General features: G+C 54.9%; 19 protein-coding genes. 6 read left to right on the top strand and 13 right to left on the bottom strand.

Annotation, left to right across the window (positions count from 1 at the left end):
• Positions 1-33: 33 nt before the first annotated feature.
• The 7 genes from AC6I8L_RS20215 to AC6I8L_RS20185 form a co-directional block, all read right to left on the bottom strand.
• Entirely contained in the window at positions 34-900 is an 867-nt protein-coding gene (locus tag AC6I8L_RS20215) for a DMT family transporter (RefSeq protein ID WP_058960476.1), read from the bottom strand.
• A gap of 5 nt (positions 901-905) precedes the next feature.
• A complete protein-coding gene (locus AC6I8L_RS20210; RefSeq protein ID WP_058960415.1) occupies positions 906-2276 on the bottom strand; it encodes an amidase in 1371 nt (456 codons plus the stop codon).
• Positions 2269-2472, bottom strand: coding sequence for a hypothetical protein (locus AC6I8L_RS20205; RefSeq protein ID WP_034822440.1), 204 nt, complete (start codon positions 2470-2472; stop codon positions 2269-2271). Before AC6I8L_RS20205 ends, AC6I8L_RS20210 begins: the two co-directional genes overlap by 8 nt.
• A gap of 66 nt (positions 2473-2538) precedes the next feature.
• Positions 2539-3546 (bottom strand): ABC transporter substrate-binding protein, encoded by a 1008-nt coding sequence (locus tag AC6I8L_RS20200; RefSeq protein ID WP_034822438.1) that lies wholly within the window; start codon positions 3544-3546, stop codon positions 2539-2541.
• A 2-nt stretch (positions 3547-3548) separates the two neighbouring features.
• The gene (locus AC6I8L_RS20195; protein WP_058960416.1) at positions 3549-4391 is read right to left on the bottom strand and encodes an ABC transporter permease; all 843 of its coding nucleotides are present in this window, start codon (positions 4389-4391) and stop codon (positions 3549-3551) included.
• Positions 4392-4403: 12 nt separating this feature from the next.
• A complete protein-coding gene (locus AC6I8L_RS20190; RefSeq protein WP_034822435.1) occupies positions 4404-5186 on the bottom strand; it encodes an ABC transporter ATP-binding protein in 783 nt (260 codons plus the stop codon).
• Positions 5179-6096, bottom strand: coding sequence for a carbon-nitrogen hydrolase family protein (locus tag AC6I8L_RS20185; RefSeq protein WP_058960417.1), 918 nt, complete (start codon positions 6094-6096; stop codon positions 5179-5181). Before AC6I8L_RS20185 ends, AC6I8L_RS20190 begins: the two co-directional genes overlap by 8 nt.
• A 133-nt stretch (positions 6097-6229) precedes the next feature.
• Here AC6I8L_RS20185 and AC6I8L_RS20180 point away from each other — a divergent pair, with 133 nt between their 5' ends.
• Together AC6I8L_RS20180 and AC6I8L_RS20175 are read left to right on the top strand one after the other, a co-directional pair.
• A complete protein-coding gene (locus AC6I8L_RS20180; RefSeq protein ID WP_058960418.1) occupies positions 6230-6889 on the top strand; it encodes a helix-turn-helix domain-containing protein in 660 nt (219 codons plus the stop codon).
• 72 nt (positions 6890-6961) lie between these two features.
• The gene (locus AC6I8L_RS20175) at positions 6962-7420 is read left to right on the top strand and encodes an OsmC family protein (protein WP_058960419.1); all 459 of its coding nucleotides are present in this window, start codon (positions 6962-6964) and stop codon (positions 7418-7420) included.
• Here AC6I8L_RS20175 and AC6I8L_RS20170 read toward each other — a convergent pair whose 3' ends face one another.
• Both AC6I8L_RS20170 and AC6I8L_RS20165 read right to left on the bottom strand, forming a co-directional pair.
• Positions 7421-8506, bottom strand: a complete 1086-nt coding sequence (locus AC6I8L_RS20170; RefSeq protein WP_058960420.1) for a diguanylate cyclase — start codon at positions 8504-8506, stop codon at positions 7421-7423.
• A 126-nt stretch (positions 8507-8632) separates the two neighbouring features.
• Entirely contained in the window at positions 8633-9532 is a 900-nt protein-coding gene (locus AC6I8L_RS20165) for a DMT family transporter (RefSeq protein ID WP_058960421.1), read from the bottom strand.
• A 97-nt stretch (positions 9533-9629) separates the two neighbouring features.
• Between AC6I8L_RS20165 and AC6I8L_RS20160 the strand changes: the two genes are divergently transcribed.
• Both AC6I8L_RS20160 and AC6I8L_RS20155 read left to right on the top strand, forming a co-directional pair.
• The gene (locus tag AC6I8L_RS20160) at positions 9630-10964 is read left to right on the top strand and encodes an aminotransferase-like domain-containing protein (protein WP_058960422.1); all 1335 of its coding nucleotides are present in this window, start codon (positions 9630-9632) and stop codon (positions 10962-10964) included.
• 141 nt (positions 10965-11105) lie between these two features.
• Entirely contained in the window at positions 11106-12368 is a 1263-nt protein-coding gene (locus AC6I8L_RS20155) for an MFS transporter (protein WP_058960423.1), read from the top strand.
• A 40-nt stretch (positions 12369-12408) separates the two neighbouring features.
• Here AC6I8L_RS20155 and AC6I8L_RS20150 read toward each other — a convergent pair whose 3' ends face one another.
• From AC6I8L_RS20150 to AC6I8L_RS20140, 3 genes are all read right to left on the bottom strand, one after another.
• On the bottom strand, positions 12409-14244 hold the full coding sequence (locus tag AC6I8L_RS20150; RefSeq protein ID WP_058960424.1) for a methyl-accepting chemotaxis protein: 1836 nt from the start codon (positions 14242-14244) through the stop codon (positions 12409-12411).
• A 137-nt stretch (positions 14245-14381) separates the two neighbouring features.
• Positions 14382-15023 (bottom strand): aspartate/glutamate racemase family protein, encoded by a 642-nt coding sequence (locus tag AC6I8L_RS20145; protein ID WP_058960425.1) that lies wholly within the window; start codon positions 15021-15023, stop codon positions 14382-14384.
• 143 nt (positions 15024-15166) lie between these two features.
• Entirely contained in the window at positions 15167-16078 is a 912-nt protein-coding gene (locus AC6I8L_RS20140; RefSeq protein WP_058960426.1) for a LysR family transcriptional regulator, read from the bottom strand.
• Positions 16079-16188: 110 nt separating this feature from the next.
• On the opposite strand from AC6I8L_RS20140, the gene AC6I8L_RS20135 reads away from it, so the two are divergent.
• Positions 16189-16629 (top strand): ester cyclase, encoded by a 441-nt coding sequence (locus AC6I8L_RS20135; RefSeq protein ID WP_058960427.1) that lies wholly within the window; start codon positions 16189-16191, stop codon positions 16627-16629.
• An 8-nt stretch (positions 16630-16637) separates the two neighbouring features.
• On the opposite strand, the gene AC6I8L_RS20130 is transcribed toward AC6I8L_RS20135, so the two are convergent.
• On the bottom strand, positions 16638-17273 hold the full coding sequence (locus AC6I8L_RS20130; protein WP_058960428.1) for a DUF2268 domain-containing putative Zn-dependent protease: 636 nt from the start codon (positions 17271-17273) through the stop codon (positions 16638-16640).
• A gap of 168 nt (positions 17274-17441) precedes the next feature.
• On the opposite strand from AC6I8L_RS20130, the gene AC6I8L_RS20125 reads away from it, so the two are divergent.
• Entirely contained in the window at positions 17442-18365 is a 924-nt protein-coding gene (locus AC6I8L_RS20125) for a formyltransferase family protein (protein WP_058960429.1), read from the top strand.
• The last annotated feature ends 10 nt before the right edge of the window (positions 18366-18375 follow it).

Raw genomic sequence — 18375 nt, 5'->3', positions numbered from 1 at the left:
AGAGTTCTGAGCATTCCGGCTGAATAATCCCAATTACACGACCACCCTCTTCTTCATGACTGTGCCTCGTACCACTGCCAGCAATATCCCTCCTACAATCAGCAGCGTGCCGATCACTTTGCTGTGATCCAGCGATTCATGCAGAATTGCTACGCCCATCAGTAATGCCAGCGCCGGGCTGAGCAGTGACCAGGGCAGAATCTGGCTGGCGGGATAGCGTTTCAGCAGGCCGTACCACAATGAATAAGCGAGGATGGACGAACCCAGCGCGCTGTAGATGACCCCGAGCCAACCGCGCCAACCCGCTGCGAGTAGCAAAGTGAATTGCTGCTGCTCGGTGAGTAGCGAACTCACCCCCACCAATGGAATGGCAAACAGTGACAGCCAGCCCGTCATCGCCAGCGGTGCAATCGGCGGCAAACGCTTGATCAGCACCGTGCTGCATGCCCAACCACAGGCGCTCATCAATAACCACATAATGCTTTGCCAGTGCGACAGCGCCGGACTGCCCGCAAGAATCATCACGCCCAAAAACGCCACCACTACGCCGCCGATTTGCTGATAGCGCAGCCGCTCTTTGAGCCAGAATGCTGCCAGCAGCATGGCGATCGGCGTGCCCATCTGGATAAACACGGCGGTGGTGCCCGCATCGGTGGTTTGCATGCCAATCACCATTAACCCGAAATGCACAAAGCCAAAGGTGAATCCCAGCAGCATCATGCCAGGTAGCTGACGCCACGTCAGGCGACGAAACGGCAGCAGCAGGGCCGCCACCAGCACAAAACGCAGCGTCAGCATGAAAAGCGGCGGCAGTTCCATCAGGCCAAACTTCATGGCGATAACGTTAAAAGCCCAGCCGTTGACCACCAGCAGCAGGATTAACAGGTCGCGCAGCGGAATGGGTTTCACGCACGTAGCCGGGTTGGCGTTTGCAAATGATAATCGTGCTCCTGTTGGAATCGACGCGCGAAAGCGAGCAGTTTGCGCTCAGCGCCATCACGTCCGATGAGCTGCATGCCAATGGGCATCCCTGCATGATCAAACCCGGCAGGCAGACTGATAGCGGGCAGTGCTGACAGGCTTGCCAGCGCGTTGTAACGCATGTTGCCGGTCAACACGCTCTCTTCGCGGTCTCCCATTTGAATCGCTTCCAGTCCTTTATGCGGTGCGGTAAATGGCAGCGTCGGCACCAGAATCACATCCACCTGATTCAAATGCTGCAACAACTGCTGGCGTAAACCGGTGCGGAAACGTTGTACCTGCAGATACTCCACTGCGGTAATGGCGAGTCCCGCTTGCAGCAGATTACGCACATCCGCACCGTATTCTTGCGGACGGTCAGCAAGCCAGGCGGCGTGCAGTGAAGCCGGTTCCGCAAGGTTGATCAGCACCAGCGCATTCACCGCCTGCTCAAGCACGGTCAAACTCAGCGTCTGGCAGCATGCACCTGCTGCGCTAAACCACTGCACCATTTGATCATAGGCAGTCGCGACATCAGGCTGTACCTGCTGATGCACATCCGGCAGTAAGCCAATACGCAATCCGGCCAGTTCCGGTAATGCTGTCAGCGGCTGTGTTTTGCCGTCGAGCACATTAAACAGCACTTCACACTCTTCGGCATAGCGAGCCAGCGGCCCGACAGTATCAAGACTGGTGGCGAGGGGAAAAATGCCCTCCGTGGAGAGTCGCCCCACGCCCGGGCGCAGACCGGTGATCCCGTTCATCGACGCCGGTAAACGGATCGATCCCCCGGTATCGGTGCCCAACGTTGCCAGCGCACTGCGCACCGAGGCGGCGACACCCGAACCGCCGCTGGAACCGGCAGGAATGCGGGCATCATCCCAGGGATTGCTGCTGGCACCGTAGTGCGGATTATTGGTGGTGCCGCCCCAGGCGAACTCATGCATATTGGTGCTGCCGATGAGTAACGCGCCCGCCTGCTTCAGACGTTGCACCACCACCGCATCACGCTGGGCGATATTGCCGCTGAGTATCTGACTGCCCGCGTGCATCTCCTCACCGGCCAAATCGATATTGGCTTTGATGGCAATCGGCATGCCATGCAGTGGGCCCAGATCGTAACCCTGTTCCAGTAAGCGTTGGCTGGCTTTAGCCGTCTGGCGTACCTGAGACACATAAACTTCATTGAACGCATTGAGATCGCGTGTGATTTCCTCACGCGCCAGACAGGCTTCAACCAGTTCTGGCACGCTGGTCTGCCGCATGCGCAACTGTTGTGCCAACGTCAGCATCGAGACATCGATCAACTCACTCATGGGGCAACTCCAGCGGCGGCTGCAAAGCGGAAACCCAGGCGTTTGCCGGCAGCAGCGTTGGCGCGAAATGTTGCGCAGCAAAGGCGCTAACGCCCGCCGCACGCGCTTCACAATCGGTAAGCAGGTGTTCCAGCTCAACCGCATCAGCCGCGCAATGGCGCTGTATCAATGCCAGTCGAAGTGTCAGTGCATCCATAATCATTCCTCTTTTATTGCGGGCGCACAGCGGTGCGCCCATCACCTTTCGAAGGTAGGTGAGGACTTACTTATCACCCATCGCATCGACCGCTTCTTTGGCCTTAGTCGCCAGCGTCGTGTTCACGTTGTTCTGATATGACGTGGCTTCAGAGGGATAGGCTTTGATGTTTTTGGCATACAGCGCGATGTTCATGTTGTTATCCCAGGCCTTCTGCGACACCAGCACGTTCTCCGGATAGCCTTTGGCATCGATTTCACGCTGCACTGCGGTTTTCACCACCTCCTCGGGCAACGCCGGGAAGTATTTACGTGCAATGGTCACCGACTCAGCCGGATGCTTGTAGATAAAGCGTGAGGCCTGTTCAAAGGCGGTCACGACGGCCTGCGCGGCCTGTGGATTCTTATCAATATATTGTTGTGTGGTCGTCAGGCTAGAGAAGGCAAACGGATACCAGGATTGCGCGGCTGAGAACGAGTAAGCCACATGCAAGCCGTTCTGCTTTTCGGCCATGGTGACCTGTGGCTCCGCCGCTAACGCGTAATCTGCACGACCTGCCGCCACCGCCGGGATCTCATTGCCAATCGCCACATGCACCAGCTTCACGTCTTTGAGGTTGTTCTGTTTGATCAGATAACTCATAAACGCCCAGGTGGTATCAGGTTGCGGGCTGGTCACCACACGTTTGCCCGCGAGCAGTGACAAATTGTCCTGCAAAGAAGCCGCTTCTTTGCCGAAGATGAAGATGGTTGGCGCGTTCTGTACCCCGGCCACCACCACCCCTTTGCCGCCGTTTTCACGGGTTTTCGGCACAAACACCGGATCCTGAATCGAGAAATCTGCCGAGCCGCCAATCACCGCCGCCCAGGATTGCGCCCCGCCGCCACCGGTGCTGATTTTCACATCAACGCCCTGCTGTTTAAAAAAGCCCTGCTCTTGTGCCACATACAACGGCAGATAGAGCAGCGATTGAAACGCCTGGTTGATGCGCACTGGCGTGTCAGCCGCGTGCGCACTCACCAGAGAAGCCAGACAAACTGCGGCAGAGATCGTAGCTAAACGGAATTTTTTCATGATTATTTCCTGTCCCAGGAGAGAATGAGGCGTTCAATAAATGCCACCAGCGCGTTGAAACACAGCATCATCAGCATGACCAGCACGATGCCAGCCAGCACAATGTTCATACCGAAATTAGAACTGCCCAGCAGGATCATGTGACCCACACCGCTATCTGAAGAGATGTACTCGCCGACGATGGCACCAACCAGCGCGAAGCCGACGTTAAGGCGTAAGCCTGACAGCACCCACAACATCGCGGATGGCACCACCAGCTTGAAGAAAATGGTGCCGCGTCCGGCATTGAAGGATCGCAGGAGGTTGATGAGATCGGGATCGGTGCGCATCGCGCCTTTATATGAGGTGGTCAGTGACACCACCACGCAGGAAAACGCCACAATCACCACTTTGGAAAGCATCTCCGTGCCGAACCAGATGATGGTCATCGGCGCAATCGCCAGCACCGGGATTGAGCCAATCGCGGCGATAAACGGCGCGGCAAGGTCAGAGATAAAGCGCGAGTACCACAGCAGCAACCCCAGGACAGAGCCGCCAATCGCGCCCACGGCAAACCCCACCAGGGTTTCAACGGCGGTGACGCGCACATCAGTCACCATTTCACCGGACTGAAAGCGCTGGACCAGCCCCTCCCATACCTGCGAGGGGCTGGAGAACAGGAAGGCGTTGATGTTGCCACTGCGCACACCGAGTTCCCACCCTCCCAACAGCAGCACCACAATCGCCACCTGTAAGAACAGCAGCGTGTAGCGGCGTGCGTTAGCTGAGCGGAAAAAGGTTTCTCGCGAACTGCGATTTGCCGTCGCCGCAACCGTAGGGCGTGTAGACACTGAGTTCATTGTCATGTCGTCCTCTCGTTAGTTAACCGGCTCAGGCTGAATGCCGATGCTGCGCCAGATATGTTCGTAATACTCATTGAAACGCGGTGACAAGCGGCGTTCGGGAATCGACAGGCTATCCGTGCCGAGATCGACCTCAATCTCCTGCACAATTTCACCTGGTCGCGCTTTCATCACGTAAACGCGATCAGATAGCGTGACCGCCTCTTCGATGTCATGCGTAATGAAGATCACCGTCTTGTGCTGCTCTTTCACCACGCTCAGTAATTCACTTTCCAGCGAGATTTTGAGCGGGTAGTCCAGCGCCTTATAAGCCTCATCCATCAGGATGATTTCCGGGTTGGTGACCATGGTGCGCATCAATGCCACACGCTGTTTCATGCCGCCGGAAAGCTGCGACGGATACTTCTGCTCGTAACCGGTCATTTTGTAGAGTTCGAACAGTTCACGCGCTTTGGCTCGCGCCTGTGCTTTGGGCATGCCGCGCACTTCCAGACCGAGGATCACGTTGTCGATCACCGTACGCCACGGGAACAGCAGGTCTTTTTGCAGCACATAACCGAGTTCCGGTGACGGCGTGCCGGTGGTTTCGCGATTCTTCAGCAATATGCTGCCGCTGTCGGGCATTAGCAGCCCGGTGATGATGTTGAACAGCGTCGATTTGCCGCAGCCGCTGGGCCCGACAAAAGAGACGAATTCATTGCGATTGGCATGGAAGTTGAGGTTGCGCAGCACCGTCACCTCACCCTCCGGCGTGGGATAGCTTTTGTGGATGCCAGCGGCTTCCAGAACTTTACTCATGGTTTTCCCCCAAAGGTCGCGCGTGGCGATTGTGAACCGTCAGCGGCGAAGGCGGGGCCTGCACCGGAACGTAATCTTTCAGGAAGTGATAGCCGAGATAGTCGCTGCTGCGGGCGCGCAGAATGGCGGATTGCACTTCGACGCTGGCAATCGCCATGCCTTCCGTGGTGCCACTGTCGGCGACGATATTTCCCAGGGGATTGATAATGCGGCTGTGGCCGTGATAGTGCAGATTGCCGTGCTGGCCGCACAGATTGGATTCGATCATCCAGCATTGATTTTCCAGCGCACGCACGCGGCCAAACAGCGTGTAGCTATCGACCATCGGATCGGCATCGCCTGCGCTGCCATCTCCGGCATAGCCCCATGCGGTAGGCATGATCATGATGTCCGCGCCTTTCAGCGCCAGCTCGCGGGTACTTTCCGGGAACACTTTGTCATAGCAGATCAACATACCAATGCGGCCAATTGGCGTGCTGAACACCGGGAAATCGCTGCCGGGATAGTAGACGTGCTTCTCATCGCCCGGCTGATGCACTTTGCGATACACGCCGATCAAACCCTCTGGCCCTAACAGCACCGCGCTGTTAAACAATATTTCGGCCCGTTCAGGATGGCGTTCGGTCATGCCAAAAACCACATGCAAGCCCAGTTGCCTGGCAAGCATCTGTATGGCCTGCACGCTTTCGCCTTCAGTCACCACTTCGGCTTGCGCCATTTGCCAGGCCACTGCTTCACCGTTCCAGTTGAGCGTATCCGGCAGATAACCCTGCAAAACCTGCTCAGGGAACACCACCAGATCGGCGCCCTCCTGTGCCGCCTGTTCCATCCAACTCAGCAGGTTATTGAGGTTGCGGGTTTTGTCGTAAAACGCGGGCAGAGTGACGCTAGCGATGGTGGTTATGTTCATAGCAGCTCCCAGAAGTTTTCTTTTAAACTGCTACTCTGCTCACATTTAGACCAATACAATTTTCTTATGTGATAATTTTTATCATATGTGAGAAATTAACTTTCCAGTTCACTAAGCAGAAGAATCATTGCCAATGAAAACCACCCGACAGCATGAAGCCTCCGGGCTGGGCGCCGCCTTGACCGGTGAACAAGATTTTGGCCTGCGCATCAAGACGATACGTCAGGCACGTGAGTTGACGCTGGAGCAGGTTGCCGAGTTAAGTGGCGTGTCGATTTCGACACTTTCGAAGATTGAGAAAGGCCAGGTATCCGCTTCATTCGATACTATTGCCAAGATTGCCAGCGCGTTTGATTACTCTCTGGCAGAACTGTTTGCCGATGAGTTACCGGCGCCCTCGGTGGCGAGCACTGCCATTAAGGGGCGCCGCACCTACACGCTGGCTGGCAAAGGGCTGGCGTTTACCAATCCCTATTTTCGCTATGAAGTGCATGCCGCTGAACTGTTGGTTAAGGGGATGATTCCGGTGGTAATGGGGATTGAGACCCGCGAATTGCCGCCGCCGGAAGCCTGGTCTCAACATGCTGGCGAAGAATTCATTTATGTCTTGTCAGGCGAAGTGATGTTGCATACGCAGCTCTACGCGCCGCTGCGGCTGGCGCAAGGTGATAGCGCCTACATCGACAGTACGATGCGCCATACCTTTGTACGGCTGAGTGAAGCAGCTGCGAGCTTGATTTCCATTTGTCAGACTGAAACGCTGGATATTGAAGATTTGACGCGCGGTGGCTGATCAGAGCCTTCCCGCCACGCCAGCAAACACAGTAAACTGACCGCCGATTACCCCACAAAAGGAACTTCAGCTATGGCACGGGAACACCACTATCAGGTCACGGTCCGCTGGACCGGCAATCGCGGCACCGGCACCTCCTCTTACACCGCTTACGATCGTAACAGTGAGATGCTGGCAGACGGCAAACCCATGATGCCTTTGAGCGCCGATCCGGCATTTCGTGGCGATGCCACGCGCTGGAATCCTGAAGAGTTAATGCTGGCTTCGGCCTCCGCCTGTCACAAACTGTGGTATTTGCACCTGTGCGCGGACGCGGGAATTGTGGTGGAAGCTTATGAGGATGCCGCGGAAGGCACCATGGTGGAAGGCGCTCGGGGTCGTTTTACGCAAATCACGCTGAAACCGCGCATTACGCTGCGCGATCCGGCAGATGCGGATCGCGCGCGTGAGTTACATCATCAGGCACATGAGGCCTGTTATGTGGCCAATTCACTCAACTTCCCGGTGAACTGCGAACCGACGTTTGCCTGATCAGGCGGCGCCGGCCAACGGCGGTTGCGGCGGTTCCCATAGCCGCACGCCGTTACGTCCGGCGCGTTTCACCTCGTATAACGCTTCATCTGCGTGGCGCAGCCAGTGACGTAATGACTCCGCATTGGATGCCGAGGCAATGCCAATACTCACCGAGCAGCGAAACTCCGCCGACGCTGGCAGGCGCACCTGAGCGATTTTTTCCTTTAAGCGATTTGCCAACGCGACCACCGACTCATCGGTTGCATGGTGCACGATCACGCCCAGCTCATCGCCACCGAAACGCGCGGGAATATCCTGTAATCCCACGTGATTGCGTAACAGCGCTGATATCTCGGCCAGTAAAAAATCCCCGGCTTCGTGGCCCCAGGTATCATTCACCGACTTGAAGTAGTCAAGATCCATCAGCAGCAGATACCCCGCACTGTCGCCACGACGCGTACTCAGGAATTCGCTCTCCAGACGACGTTCAAACAGACGGCGGTTAGGGATCTCCAGACCAGGGTCCATTAACGCAATACGCTCCAGTTCACGGTTTCGTTTACGCAATTGCCAGGTCAAATTGTAGGACGTCACGCTCAATACCAGCATATAGCAGGTTGCCAGCGGCAATGTCAGCCAGACGGTTTGCGGACTGAATGTGAGATTGACACCCGCGCCATCCACCAGCCAGACCATAACGAAAGCGCAGAGGAAAGCCTGCATGGCAGCGATTAACTGCGCTGCGCCTCCTGCCGCATAACGATCCGAGGCCAGCACCGCCATAATGATAAATGACGGCAATGGGCTAAGCGCCATCAGCGCTACCCAAATACCGCCAAATGCCGCGTCCAGCGTTAAGTTATGTCGTTCGGTGCCGGTGGAGTCTTCGGCACGCAATGCCCGGCGATAAGCAACCCACGGCCAGATAAATGCATTGGTAAATAACAGGGCGCTGAACGCCAGACCGCGATCCATCTCCATCAATACCGAGAGAATCGGGAAGAAACATAAAATTGTGCCAAGCTGGCGCATGATAAACATACGACGAACGAAGCGCTGTGAACGCCGCTTCAGATGGCTATCATCAGGTGAGTAATAATTCATTCACTGGAAAAGTCTGATCGACAAGAAAAGCAGTTTAACGGGAAAAACCGCGAGCGGAGCGGTTTATTTTAAGAATATTTACCTTGCGCTTAACAACTGCGCAAGGTTCGTAAGGATTTTGTAAAGCTACCGCCCAAATTTACGTGCAGCGGCTAAACAACATACAACGGCTGCCGTCACAACCAGCATCGATGGATGAATGGATTCATGAAGCAACCAGGCTGAGAAAATCAGGCCAAAGAAAGGCTGTAACAGCTGCAGTTGTCCTACGCTGGCGATACCGCCGGTTGCCAGCCCCCTGTACCAAAAGATGAAACCAATCAGCATGCTAAACAGCGATACATATCCCAAAGCCCACCATGCAGACGCCTGAACAGGTTCAAAACTGAGAGGAGCCGTCATCACTGTTGCCAGCAACATGATCGGCAGTGAAAGGATCAGTGACCAGCATATGACCTGCCAGCCACCCAGGTGCCGAGAAAGCAATGCGCCTTCTGCATAACCCAAGCCGCACACTAACGTCGCCGCTAACATCAAGAGATCACCGGTCAGTGATGCCGCTGCGCTCTGCACCAGCGCAAACCCCATCACCAACAGACAACCGAGAGTGGAAAATAACCAAAATGCTCTTCGTGGTCGTTCGCCTCCACGAATCACGGCAAAAAGCGCGGTAGACATTGGAAGCAATCCAATAAAAACGATCGAATGTGCGGAGCTGACATGCTGTAACGCCAGCGCAGTGAACAAAGGAAAACCTATCACGACACCCAGCGCGACAATCAGCAATGAAAAAAGCTGTCCGGGCGCAGGTCGGTGTTGTCGAAGGGCTAAAATGATCAGGACCGCCAGCACTCCTGCAATTGAAGCGCGTATGAAAGTCAGGAAAAAGGGATCGAAACTTTGTACCGCCACACGCGTAGCCGGTAACGATCCACTAAAAATAACCATCCCGATAAATCCACTCATCCATCCTTGTAATCCAGAATTTCTAGCGTGAGATACGCTTGTGTTGCTGCTAGTCGCCATAAATGCCACCTTGATTCATTGACTTACCCCCCGTTGACGCTTTAGAGCGTAAATGACAGCATTAATGACAATCAAAAAATTGTCATGGATACATTGGATGAAGGCTCGCTATAAAGTTATCGTTGATGAATTCGCCAGCGCCATTCAACTCGGCCATTTGCCCGCAGGGACACGATTGACCACGCACAGAGCACTCGCCAGCGAGCGTGCTATCTCATTAGCCACCGCAACGCGTATTTACAGTGAGCTGGAAACCATGGGACTGGTGAGGGGTGAAACTGGTCGGGGAACCTTTGTCAGGGAAATTTTGCGCCCGCTAGGATCAGGTGATGATCAACAGCGAGTTGCACCAGATGTATTAGATCTGAATTTCAACACCCCTTCCCTGCCAGAGCAAGCTGACCGTCTACGCAGTGCACTGCGACAACTTGCGACACGCGGTGACATCGAATCGTTATTGCGCTATCAGCCTTATGCCGGGCGTTTGAACGACCGTGAAGCGGTTGCCTCTTACCTGAGCAATATGGGAGTTGTTACGCAAGCCAAAAACGTTTTGATGGTCAATGGCGCGCAACAGGGTTTGGCGATAACCGTAATGGGTTTATTGAGACCGGGTGATGTTGTCGCGGTTGATGCTCTGACTTATCCGGGCTTTAAAGTGTTGGCCAGCCTGTATCATCTGGAACTCGTCCCTATCCCCGTCAATCCTTCTGGCCCTGATCTTGTGGCTTTGGAAACCGTTTGCCAAAGCAGGCGGGTTCGCGCCATTTACACCATGCCTACATTGCATAATCCGCTGGGCTGGGTGCTCAGTAGCGAACAGAGAGAAACTATCGGTTCAATTGCCCGAAAATATAATTTACTGATCATTGAGGATGCGGCTTACGCCTATCTTGAGCCGCGACCTCCAGCACCCCTGGCCTATTACGCCCCTGAAAGGACGATATATGTCACTGGTTTTTCTAAGAACGTGGCGACGGGGTTGAGAGTCGGTGCCGTAGTGTCTCCTGCGGAACATCGTGATGCACTGGAACGCGCGATTCGCGCTACTAGCTGGAACACGCCCGCATTAATGACCTCCCTCGTCTGCGACTGGTTGCGAGAGGGATACGTCGCACAACTTGAGGAAGAGAAGCGAAGAGATGCCGGGCAACGTCAAACCCTGGCGCGAACAATCTTGCAGGATTTTACCTGCTATGGACATCCGAATGCCTATTTTATCTGGATTGTGTTACCTGAAGAGGCTCGGGCGGAGCGCGTGGTAAAACACCTGCTGCAGAGTCGAATTTCCGTATCAACCGCAGAACCTTTTAGTACCTCGGCGACCGTGCCGCAGGCTATCCGGCTGGCGCTGGGTTCTGTAAGCCTGCATGATTTGCAATCGGCTTTGATAAAAATAAAGGAAGCGATTGATTACGAAAAAGGTTTGTAAGACGAAGCCTGTTTGTCAGCCACTCAATCAGTGAAAACTTTGAACCCACAGCGATTTTCAGCAGCTGATTAGCGCCAGCGGTTGTCACATCAGCAGCTTGAACGCAGGATGTTCACTGCCCCCTGTTGATAGGAAAACGTCATGTCTCTTTCTGCGGCACACAAGCGCGTGCTCATTGCCGGATCCGTCGGCAATTTTATTGAGTGGTATGAATTCGCCGTTTACGGTTTTATGGCCACGCTGATGGCTAAAAACTTCTTCCAGCTTGAGGGCGAAAGTGCCCTCACCAGTCTCATCCTGACCTATGCGGCATTTGCCGTGGCCTTCTTTTTTCGTCCTTTAGGCGCGGTAGTGTTCGGCAGGTTGGGCGATCGTTATGGACGCAAGCCGGTATTGATCACTGTGTTGATATTGATGACGCTCGCCACCGCTGCGATCGGTCTGGTGCCGGTTTATGCCTCCATTGGCGTTGCTGCACCGCTGCTGATTACCGCGTTACGCATCCTGCAAGGGTTGTTTGCCGGGGGAGAGTACGGCGGCGCAGTGTCACTGATGACGGAATTTGCGCCTCCGGGCAAACGCGGCTTTTACGGAGCATGGCAGTCTCTGACCGTAGCGTTTGGATTACTGGCGGGCGTGGCCGTGGTGGCGGTTTTGCCGTTGCTCATCGGAGACGCAGCCATGATTGACTGGGGGTGGCGCATCCCGTTTCTGCTCGCACTGCCACTAGGCGCTATCGCACTTTGGCTACGGTCGGGCTTAGAAGAGTCTCCACAGTTTGAGCAAGCAACAAATGCAGAAAGCGCGTCGATCGGCGCCACTGCGCGTGCCATTGTGCTGGGTATCGGACGACTGATGGTGTGGTCCGCCGCGGGCTATACCTATCTGGTGATCATGCCGACGTATTTGCAGGCCGCGCTGCATACCGGCTTCAATCAGGCGCTGCTGATTGCCGTGATCTCGAATCTCGGTTTCGCGGCCACCATCCTCCCTGCCGGTATCCTGAGCGATCGCATAGGACGACGCACAGTGATGCTACTGGCGACCTTCTTGCTGCTGGTGCTGGCATTCCCGTTGCTGAAAGTACTGCAAGCCCCACAAAATGGCTTGCTGATCAAAGCAGCGGTGGTGTTTGTGGCCGGGGCATTGGTCGGCATGCTCGCAGGCCCCGGCCCCGCGATGCTGGCGGAAATGTTCCCGACGCGCGTGCGCTACACCGGGCTTGGGTTAGCCTACTCGCTGTCGAATGCGCTGTTTTCTGGCTGTGCGGGGCTGATTATTACCGGATTGATGAAACAGACCGGCAATGCGGATATTCCGGCCTGGTATGTGATGGGCACAGCGCTGGTGAGCTTTGTCGCGCTGTGGACGTTGAATAAAGACGATCACCGCAGGCCGTTATAAAAAGAAGGCGGCCATCAGGCCGCCCCATCCTTGAACAAACTTAACGGCCCGCCCCCTGCAAGCGGAACTGCGCGACCAACCGCTCTAACATCATCGCTTGTTCTTCCAGCGAGTTTGCCGAATGCGAGGATGCGCTCACCAGCGTGGCGTTTTGCTGGGTAGTGGTATCAAGTTCACCTACCGCGCGAGCAATTTGCTCAATGCCACGGCTCTGCTCTTCGGAAGCAGCAGAAATTTCCTCCATGATCTCATTCACGCGCGCAATGCTACCGAGAATTTGATCCATGGTTTCGCCAGCACGCGCTACCTGCTGATGCCCGTTGCTGATGCGGCTCACCGACTCACTGATCAACTGTTCGATGTCTTTCGCTGCACCGGCGCTACGCTGTGCCAGGTTGCGCACTTCACTGGCGACCACGGCGAAACCACGCCCCTGCTCACCGGCTCGTGCCGCTTCAACTGCCGCGTTCAATGCCAGAATATTTGTCTGGAAAGCGATGCTGTTAATGACGGCAGTAATGTCGGCGATTTTCTTCGAGCTGTCGGAGATTTCCCCCATGGTGCTGACCACATCGCGCACCGCTTTACCGCCCTGATTCGCATTGTGTGAAGCTTCTGCGGCAATCTGGCTGGCCTGCCGCGCGTTCTCGGCGTTATTTTTAACGGTAGCCGTTAACTGCTCCATGCTGGCAGCCGTTTCCACCACCGCCGCCGCCTGCTGCTCGGTACGTGATGACAAATCGAGGTTGCCCTGATTGATCTCGCTAGCGGCTTGCGACACGCTGCTGACGCTATGCAACACATCGCCAATCATACTGCGCAGACGGTCGTTCATCCGCCCCATCGCCGAGGTCAGCTTGCCGAGTTCATCATGACGATCGGTGGTAAACTGCGAGCTTAAATCACCGCTGGCAATGCGCTCCGCCAGCTCAAGATTGTGGAATACCGGACGCGTAATCTGACGGATGATGTACCACGCTACCAGTACGCCAAACAGAATCGCCAGCCCCCCAATCAACAGGGATAGCGTTGCTGAACCGTTCGCCAGTTCATCATTGCGCTCCTTGACGATGGCAATGATCTTTTTGATCGCCGCACTGCTCTTATCACCCGCGACTTTTACCGTGTCTTCTGAAGCACGCAGCTGACCATAGCTGTCCGCCGCTTGCAGGCTGAGATCTTTAAAGCGTTCGGTATCCTGCCACAGCGCGGTAAATCCGCCCTGCTGTTCCGGTGGCAGCTGAGCCAACAAGGCTTTCATACCCTGATCGGCCTGCTGAAAATGGGTTTGCAAGGTATTGCGCAGGGTATCGGAGACATTGAAGCGCAGCGCCCAGGCTTCTTCACGCACGTTGCTAATGGCGAAGAGCTGTTCATAGATCTGATTGGTCAGTTCTGGATTGGTCACTGGCGTGCGGATCAACTGCATATAGCGCGAGGTCATGTCTTGCTGGCTCAGGGAATCGAGCTGTGCTCGCTGGCTATTTAGCTGCTGCGTGGCTTGCGTCATCGCGCCAATACTGTTTTGGAAGCTGGCGAGATGAGTATCCAGTTCATCCACCAGCGCGTGGGCATTGTCTGTCCAGGAGAGTTGTTTAGCCTCGCGATTCAGCTGCTGTGCATGAGCGACGTAGTCGGCCATCACCTTGCCGGATTTATCATCACCATAAAGGTATTTGAGGCGGTTAATTTTGGCCTGGAACACCTCAATGTTGATGTCGTAGATCAGATTGGTTTTCTGATAGATGTCATGAATCGCATTGAAACGCTGCACGCTGATGCCGGTGGCTAATGCCACTAACAGCAACACGATGCCAAATCCTGCTGACAATTTTCGGGTGATGCGTACATTACGTAAACGGGATACCAGCCCCATGTTCCCTCTCCTGCGAATGTTGTTTTTGTAAATTCTGGTAAGGGAGTTATCGGAGCGAGGCGGGATTTGTTTATCGCGGAGATCACAAAAAAACGATTACAGGATGTTATGCGCCGCCGGGCAGCGGCGCGAGCAGGTTATCGCGCGGATTGCGGGGCTAACTGGCTGATAAACAGGCCTGCCGCACTCACCGCATCCACCGCCACTTTCCCTAACTGCTGGCGAATGCTGTCGCCCAGCGCGATGGTGGAAAAACCGGTGCATGAGAAGGCGATGACTTCAATGCCATCGCGATAAAGACTATCCGCACAGGCCAGGGCGCTGGCGCGACCTTCTGCGCTCAGCAAGTCCGTAGTGTTCAGCACCCCTTCCGGACGCGCGTAGCGCACGGATTCACCCAGCAACTGACGGAAAGGCGCCGGGGCCGCCGCGCCAATCCCCATCACCGCGACAGGACGCTTGAGCATACGCGCAATGCTTGCCGATGCCGAACCGGCGCTGATGACGGGAATCGATACGGCATCGCGCAATGCCGCAAGGCCAGGATCGGCGGCGCAGCTGAGAAACAGCGCATTGCAGCCGTCGGACTCTAATTGCCGCCCGAGCGTAACGATCTTAGGCACCGCCAGCGCTTCACTGGCATCATCAAAAATGCCTTTGTGCTGATCGGGGATCGCCCGGCTAATTGAGTTGATAGCGTACTCCTGATAAATCAGCCGACCATGTTCTTCGACAAAGTGCTGATCTGGGTGAGTGAGTACGCGAATGATGCCTAACATGCGGTGTAACTCCTGGTGTGAAGTTGAAGGTGATTGCAAATCTGCCTGTTGCACAGCTGATGTTGTTTTATTTATGTGCAGTAAATTGGCAGGTTTAAACGGTGGAGACAACTGTTGCCTGCCGTCACTAATGCGTATTCACACTATAGTGAGCTCCCCACATCGCTGATCACTCCGCGTAGCCAACGGTGTGCCGAACTGTCCTGCGTTCGGCGATGCCAGAGCAAATCAAAAGGGATGGAGGGCAACGCTAGCGGCGGTTCGAACATCACGAACCGATCTTGATGAGCGGATGTGGTCGCCACGCGGCTCAGCACTGTAGCCACATAATCCGTGTCGGGGAGCAAATCAGGGACGGTAAACATGGTGGGTAACGTCAGGCTGATGTTGCGCGCCAATCCCTGCTCTCGCAGTTTTTGATCCACCAGTCCATATCGGTTGCCTTCCGGGGAAACGAGGATATGTGGCAGTGACAGAAATGCCTGCAGGTTCATTTCCTTTTGCGCGATGGGATGATCGCTTCCCACCAGCGTGACAAAGTCATCGCGCAGCAGCGGTTGCGAAAGAATCCGGTTCTCAGCTTTGGTCGGCGGTACGCCTACCGCAATATCAATTTTCCCCGCATCCAGTAGCGCAACCACCTCATCACGATCAATAAAGTAACGCACATGGATGGTGCAGTTGGGTGCCAGCGTCGCCAGCTTTTTGGTTAATGCAGGCAGCAATACATGCAGCGGGTATTCAGTGAGACCCAGGGTAAAACTGCGCTGCTTGTCATTGGGATCAAAGTCCTCCGCCGGCTTCATTAAATGACACACCTGCCCTAACGCATCAGCCACCGAGATCGCCATTTCCTGCGCCTTTGCCGTTGGCAGCAATCCCTCCGCACTGCGGATAAATAACGGATCATCGAAAACACGGCGTAAGCGCGCCAGCGCAGCACTCATCGCCGGTTGGCTCACGCCCGCCAGCGCCGCTGCTTTCGTCACGTTGCGTTCCAGCATTAGGGCGTTAAAGGCCACCAGCAGATTGAGATCGAAACCATCAAAATTCATATTTTGTATATTGCTCTATATCAATCATTTGTTGGATTGATAGTCTCAGGTTCGGGAATACTGCACAAGCCGGTGAGATGCACCGCTAACTCATTTAAAAGGTTTCCGTTATGTCTGCGACTCAACAACTGAATCAACGTCTGCAAGCTGAACGCGCTGCGGTAGAAAATCTGTACCGTGCGTTTAGTGATAAGAATCCTGATTTGTTGGATCTGGCGGTGACGCAAGACTGGAGTGATATTCCTTTAGCGCCGGGGCAAGGGCCTGGACCAGAGGGTTTCAAACCGGTGCTGGCGAGTTTTATCGCCGCGTTCCCGGACATCAACATTATTGTTCATGACATGCTGCAGGAACCGGGTAAAGCGGCGGTACGTGCTGAGATTACCGGGACACATCAGGGCGAGTTTTTGGGTATCGCGCCAACTGGTCACCGTATTCACGTTCGCCTGCATGAGTTCCATTTACTGAACGGCGAGCGCGTGACGACCACCTGGCATATGGAGGACTGGATGGCGCTGTTCCAGCAGATTGGGCAATTCCCAGCGCAATAGATAACGCGTTACATCGCGATCAAATATTCATGGAAATCCGCTGCCGGATTTAAAGCTAACTGCGCGGCACTCTGTTGCGGATGAGCCAGCAAATACCGCCGCACCAGTGCATATCCGAGCGAGTAGCCCAGCCAACGCGGCATATCGGCGCTACCGAAAAACCAGGCATTATGGTCGTAAAAGGGTTGCGACCACTGTTCTATGGCCCGATCAACATAAGGGGCAAACAGTGAAGGAGCCAGCGTTTCCCACGGCTCGGGCTCGCCACCGCACACTTCCTGCGAGAAGTGACCGGCTAAACCTTCAGACACCAGCGCTTCACCCAACATCCTGCCATAGCCGGGGCCATCCCAGCGGGCAGCATGATGCAGTTCGTGGGCAAACATGCGCGTCAGGCTCTCTTGGGTGAGATCGTGACTGTGCGGATCAATGGTCAAATAGATGATGCCAGGTTCCGGGGAGTAGCCCAGACACCCTTTGCCTTCGAGAACAAACTGCCCTGCTTTGATCACCACATCTAAGGCATTAATCTCGAGATGGCTGTTAGCCTGCCGCCAGGTGCGTTGCAGTGCCTCATCGATCCAAGGACGTTGAGCGGAGAGTGTTTGTCGGGCATTGATGAAGTGAAGATCGAGAGAATGCATCTGGCCTCCTGCCATTGTGAAATAGAACGAACTCACATCATGCTCAGGTATCCATGCGATGACAAATTTCAAATGATTAAGCGTGATGAACTGCATGGTTTAAGCCAGGCATAATCTTCCCCTGCTATGCTAAGCACCAGACGTTAATCAGTGTTCACAGGCGGAAGAATGAAAGTCGTGTTATGTGCGTATCATGAGATGGGATGCGCGGCGCTGGAGAGTTTGCAGGAAGTGGGATTTGAAGTGGTGTGCGTGTTCACCCACGCGGGCGCCCATCAGGAAAATAGCTTCTTTCATTCTGTTGAAGCCATGGCGCTGCAGCAACAGATCCCGGTGTTTTGTCCGGACGATATCAATACGCCAGAATGGATTGCCAAAGTAGCGTCGCTGCAACCCGATGCGATTTTGACCCTGTCTTATCGACAAGCGCTCTCTCCTGCCATGATTGCCACCGCCAAAAAAGGCGCATTCAATGTGCATGCTTCGCTGCTGCCCGCCTATCGCGGACGTGCGCATCTCAACTGGGTGATTATCCGCAATGAGCGTGAAACCGGGGTGACGCTTCATCGCATTAATGACGTGCCAGATGGCGGGCCAATTCTGGCGCAAAGCCGTGTCGCTATCACTGATGAAGATGAGGCGCTTTCATTACATCGCAAACTGGTACGCACCACACGTGAACAGTTGCCAAACTGGCTGCGCGCTCTGCGGGCGGGTAGTTTGATTGAAAGCGTGCAGGATGAAAGTCTCGCCAGCGAACCGGGACAACGAAAGCCTGAGGATGGGCAGATTCACTGGCATCAGTCTGCCGATGAGATTCATGCTCTGATTCGCGGCGTTGCTTATCCGTGGCCTGGTGCGTATAGCCTGATGGGAGAACAGCGTTTTATCGTGTGGAAAAGCCGCGTGATTACCCAGTCGCATCAGCACGCAGCGGGCAGCATTATTTCCATCGATCCGCTTTATATCGCCTGTGGCGAAAATGTGCTGGAAATTGTCGCGACGGGGTTATCGCATCACGACAATCTTAGTGCGGCGCAGCTCGTGCAGCACTTCTCACTGTGCGTGGGGATGCAACTGAAGTCATGTTGAGCTGGCGATT

Source organism: Type-E symbiont of Plautia stali, from assembly GCF_059731115.1.
The sequence above is the reverse complement of the archived record's forward strand: the minus strand, read 5'-3'. Positions and strand labels throughout refer to the sequence as shown.

What these genes read in the sequence shown, in the direction of transcription:
- AC6I8L_RS20210 (WP_058960415.1), bottom strand. Translation starts at nt 2,276, where the DNA reads ATGAGTGAGTTGATCGATGTCTCGATGCTGACGTTGGCACAACAGTTG.
- AC6I8L_RS20205 (WP_034822440.1), bottom strand. Translation starts at nt 2,472, where the DNA reads ATGGATGCACTGACACTTCGACTGGCATTGATACAGCGCCATTGCGCG.
- AC6I8L_RS20200 (WP_034822438.1), bottom strand. Translation starts at nt 3,546, where the DNA reads ATGAAAAAATTCCGTTTAGCTACGATCTCTGCCGCAGTTTGTCTGGCT.
- AC6I8L_RS20195 (WP_058960416.1), bottom strand. Translation starts at nt 4,391, where the DNA reads ATGACAATGAACTCAGTGTCTACACGCCCTACGGTTGCGGCGACGGCA.
- AC6I8L_RS20190 (WP_034822435.1), bottom strand. Translation starts at nt 5,186, where the DNA reads ATGAGTAAAGTTCTGGAAGCCGCTGGCATCCACAAAAGCTATCCCACG.
- AC6I8L_RS20185 (WP_058960417.1), bottom strand. Translation starts at nt 6,096, where the DNA reads ATGAACATAACCACCATCGCTAGCGTCACTCTGCCCGCGTTTTACGAC.
- AC6I8L_RS20180 (WP_058960418.1), top strand. Translation starts at nt 6,230, where the DNA reads ATGAAAACCACCCGACAGCATGAAGCCTCCGGGCTGGGCGCCGCCTTG.
- AC6I8L_RS20175 (WP_058960419.1), top strand. Translation starts at nt 6,962, where the DNA reads ATGGCACGGGAACACCACTATCAGGTCACGGTCCGCTGGACCGGCAAT.
- AC6I8L_RS20170 (WP_058960420.1), bottom strand. Translation starts at nt 8,506, where the DNA reads ATGAATTATTACTCACCTGATGATAGCCATCTGAAGCGGCGTTCACAG.
- AC6I8L_RS20165 (WP_058960421.1), bottom strand. Translation starts at nt 9,532, where the DNA reads ATGGCGACTAGCAGCAACACAAGCGTATCTCACGCTAGAAATTCTGGA.
- AC6I8L_RS20160 (WP_058960422.1), top strand. Translation starts at nt 9,630, where the DNA reads ATGAAGGCTCGCTATAAAGTTATCGTTGATGAATTCGCCAGCGCCATT.
- AC6I8L_RS20155 (WP_058960423.1), top strand. Translation starts at nt 11,106, where the DNA reads ATGTCTCTTTCTGCGGCACACAAGCGCGTGCTCATTGCCGGATCCGTC.
- AC6I8L_RS20150 (WP_058960424.1), bottom strand. Translation starts at nt 14,244, where the DNA reads ATGGGGCTGGTATCCCGTTTACGTAATGTACGCATCACCCGAAAATTG.
- AC6I8L_RS20145 (WP_058960425.1), bottom strand. Translation starts at nt 15,023, where the DNA reads ATGTTAGGCATCATTCGCGTACTCACTCACCCAGATCAGCACTTTGTC.
- AC6I8L_RS20140 (WP_058960426.1), bottom strand. Translation starts at nt 16,078, where the DNA reads ATGAATTTTGATGGTTTCGATCTCAATCTGCTGGTGGCCTTTAACGCC.
- AC6I8L_RS20135 (WP_058960427.1), top strand. Translation starts at nt 16,189, where the DNA reads ATGTCTGCGACTCAACAACTGAATCAACGTCTGCAAGCTGAACGCGCT.
- AC6I8L_RS20130 (WP_058960428.1), bottom strand. Translation starts at nt 17,273, where the DNA reads ATGCATTCTCTCGATCTTCACTTCATCAATGCCCGACAAACACTCTCC.
- AC6I8L_RS20125 (WP_058960429.1), top strand. Translation starts at nt 17,442, where the DNA reads ATGAAAGTCGTGTTATGTGCGTATCATGAGATGGGATGCGCGGCGCTG.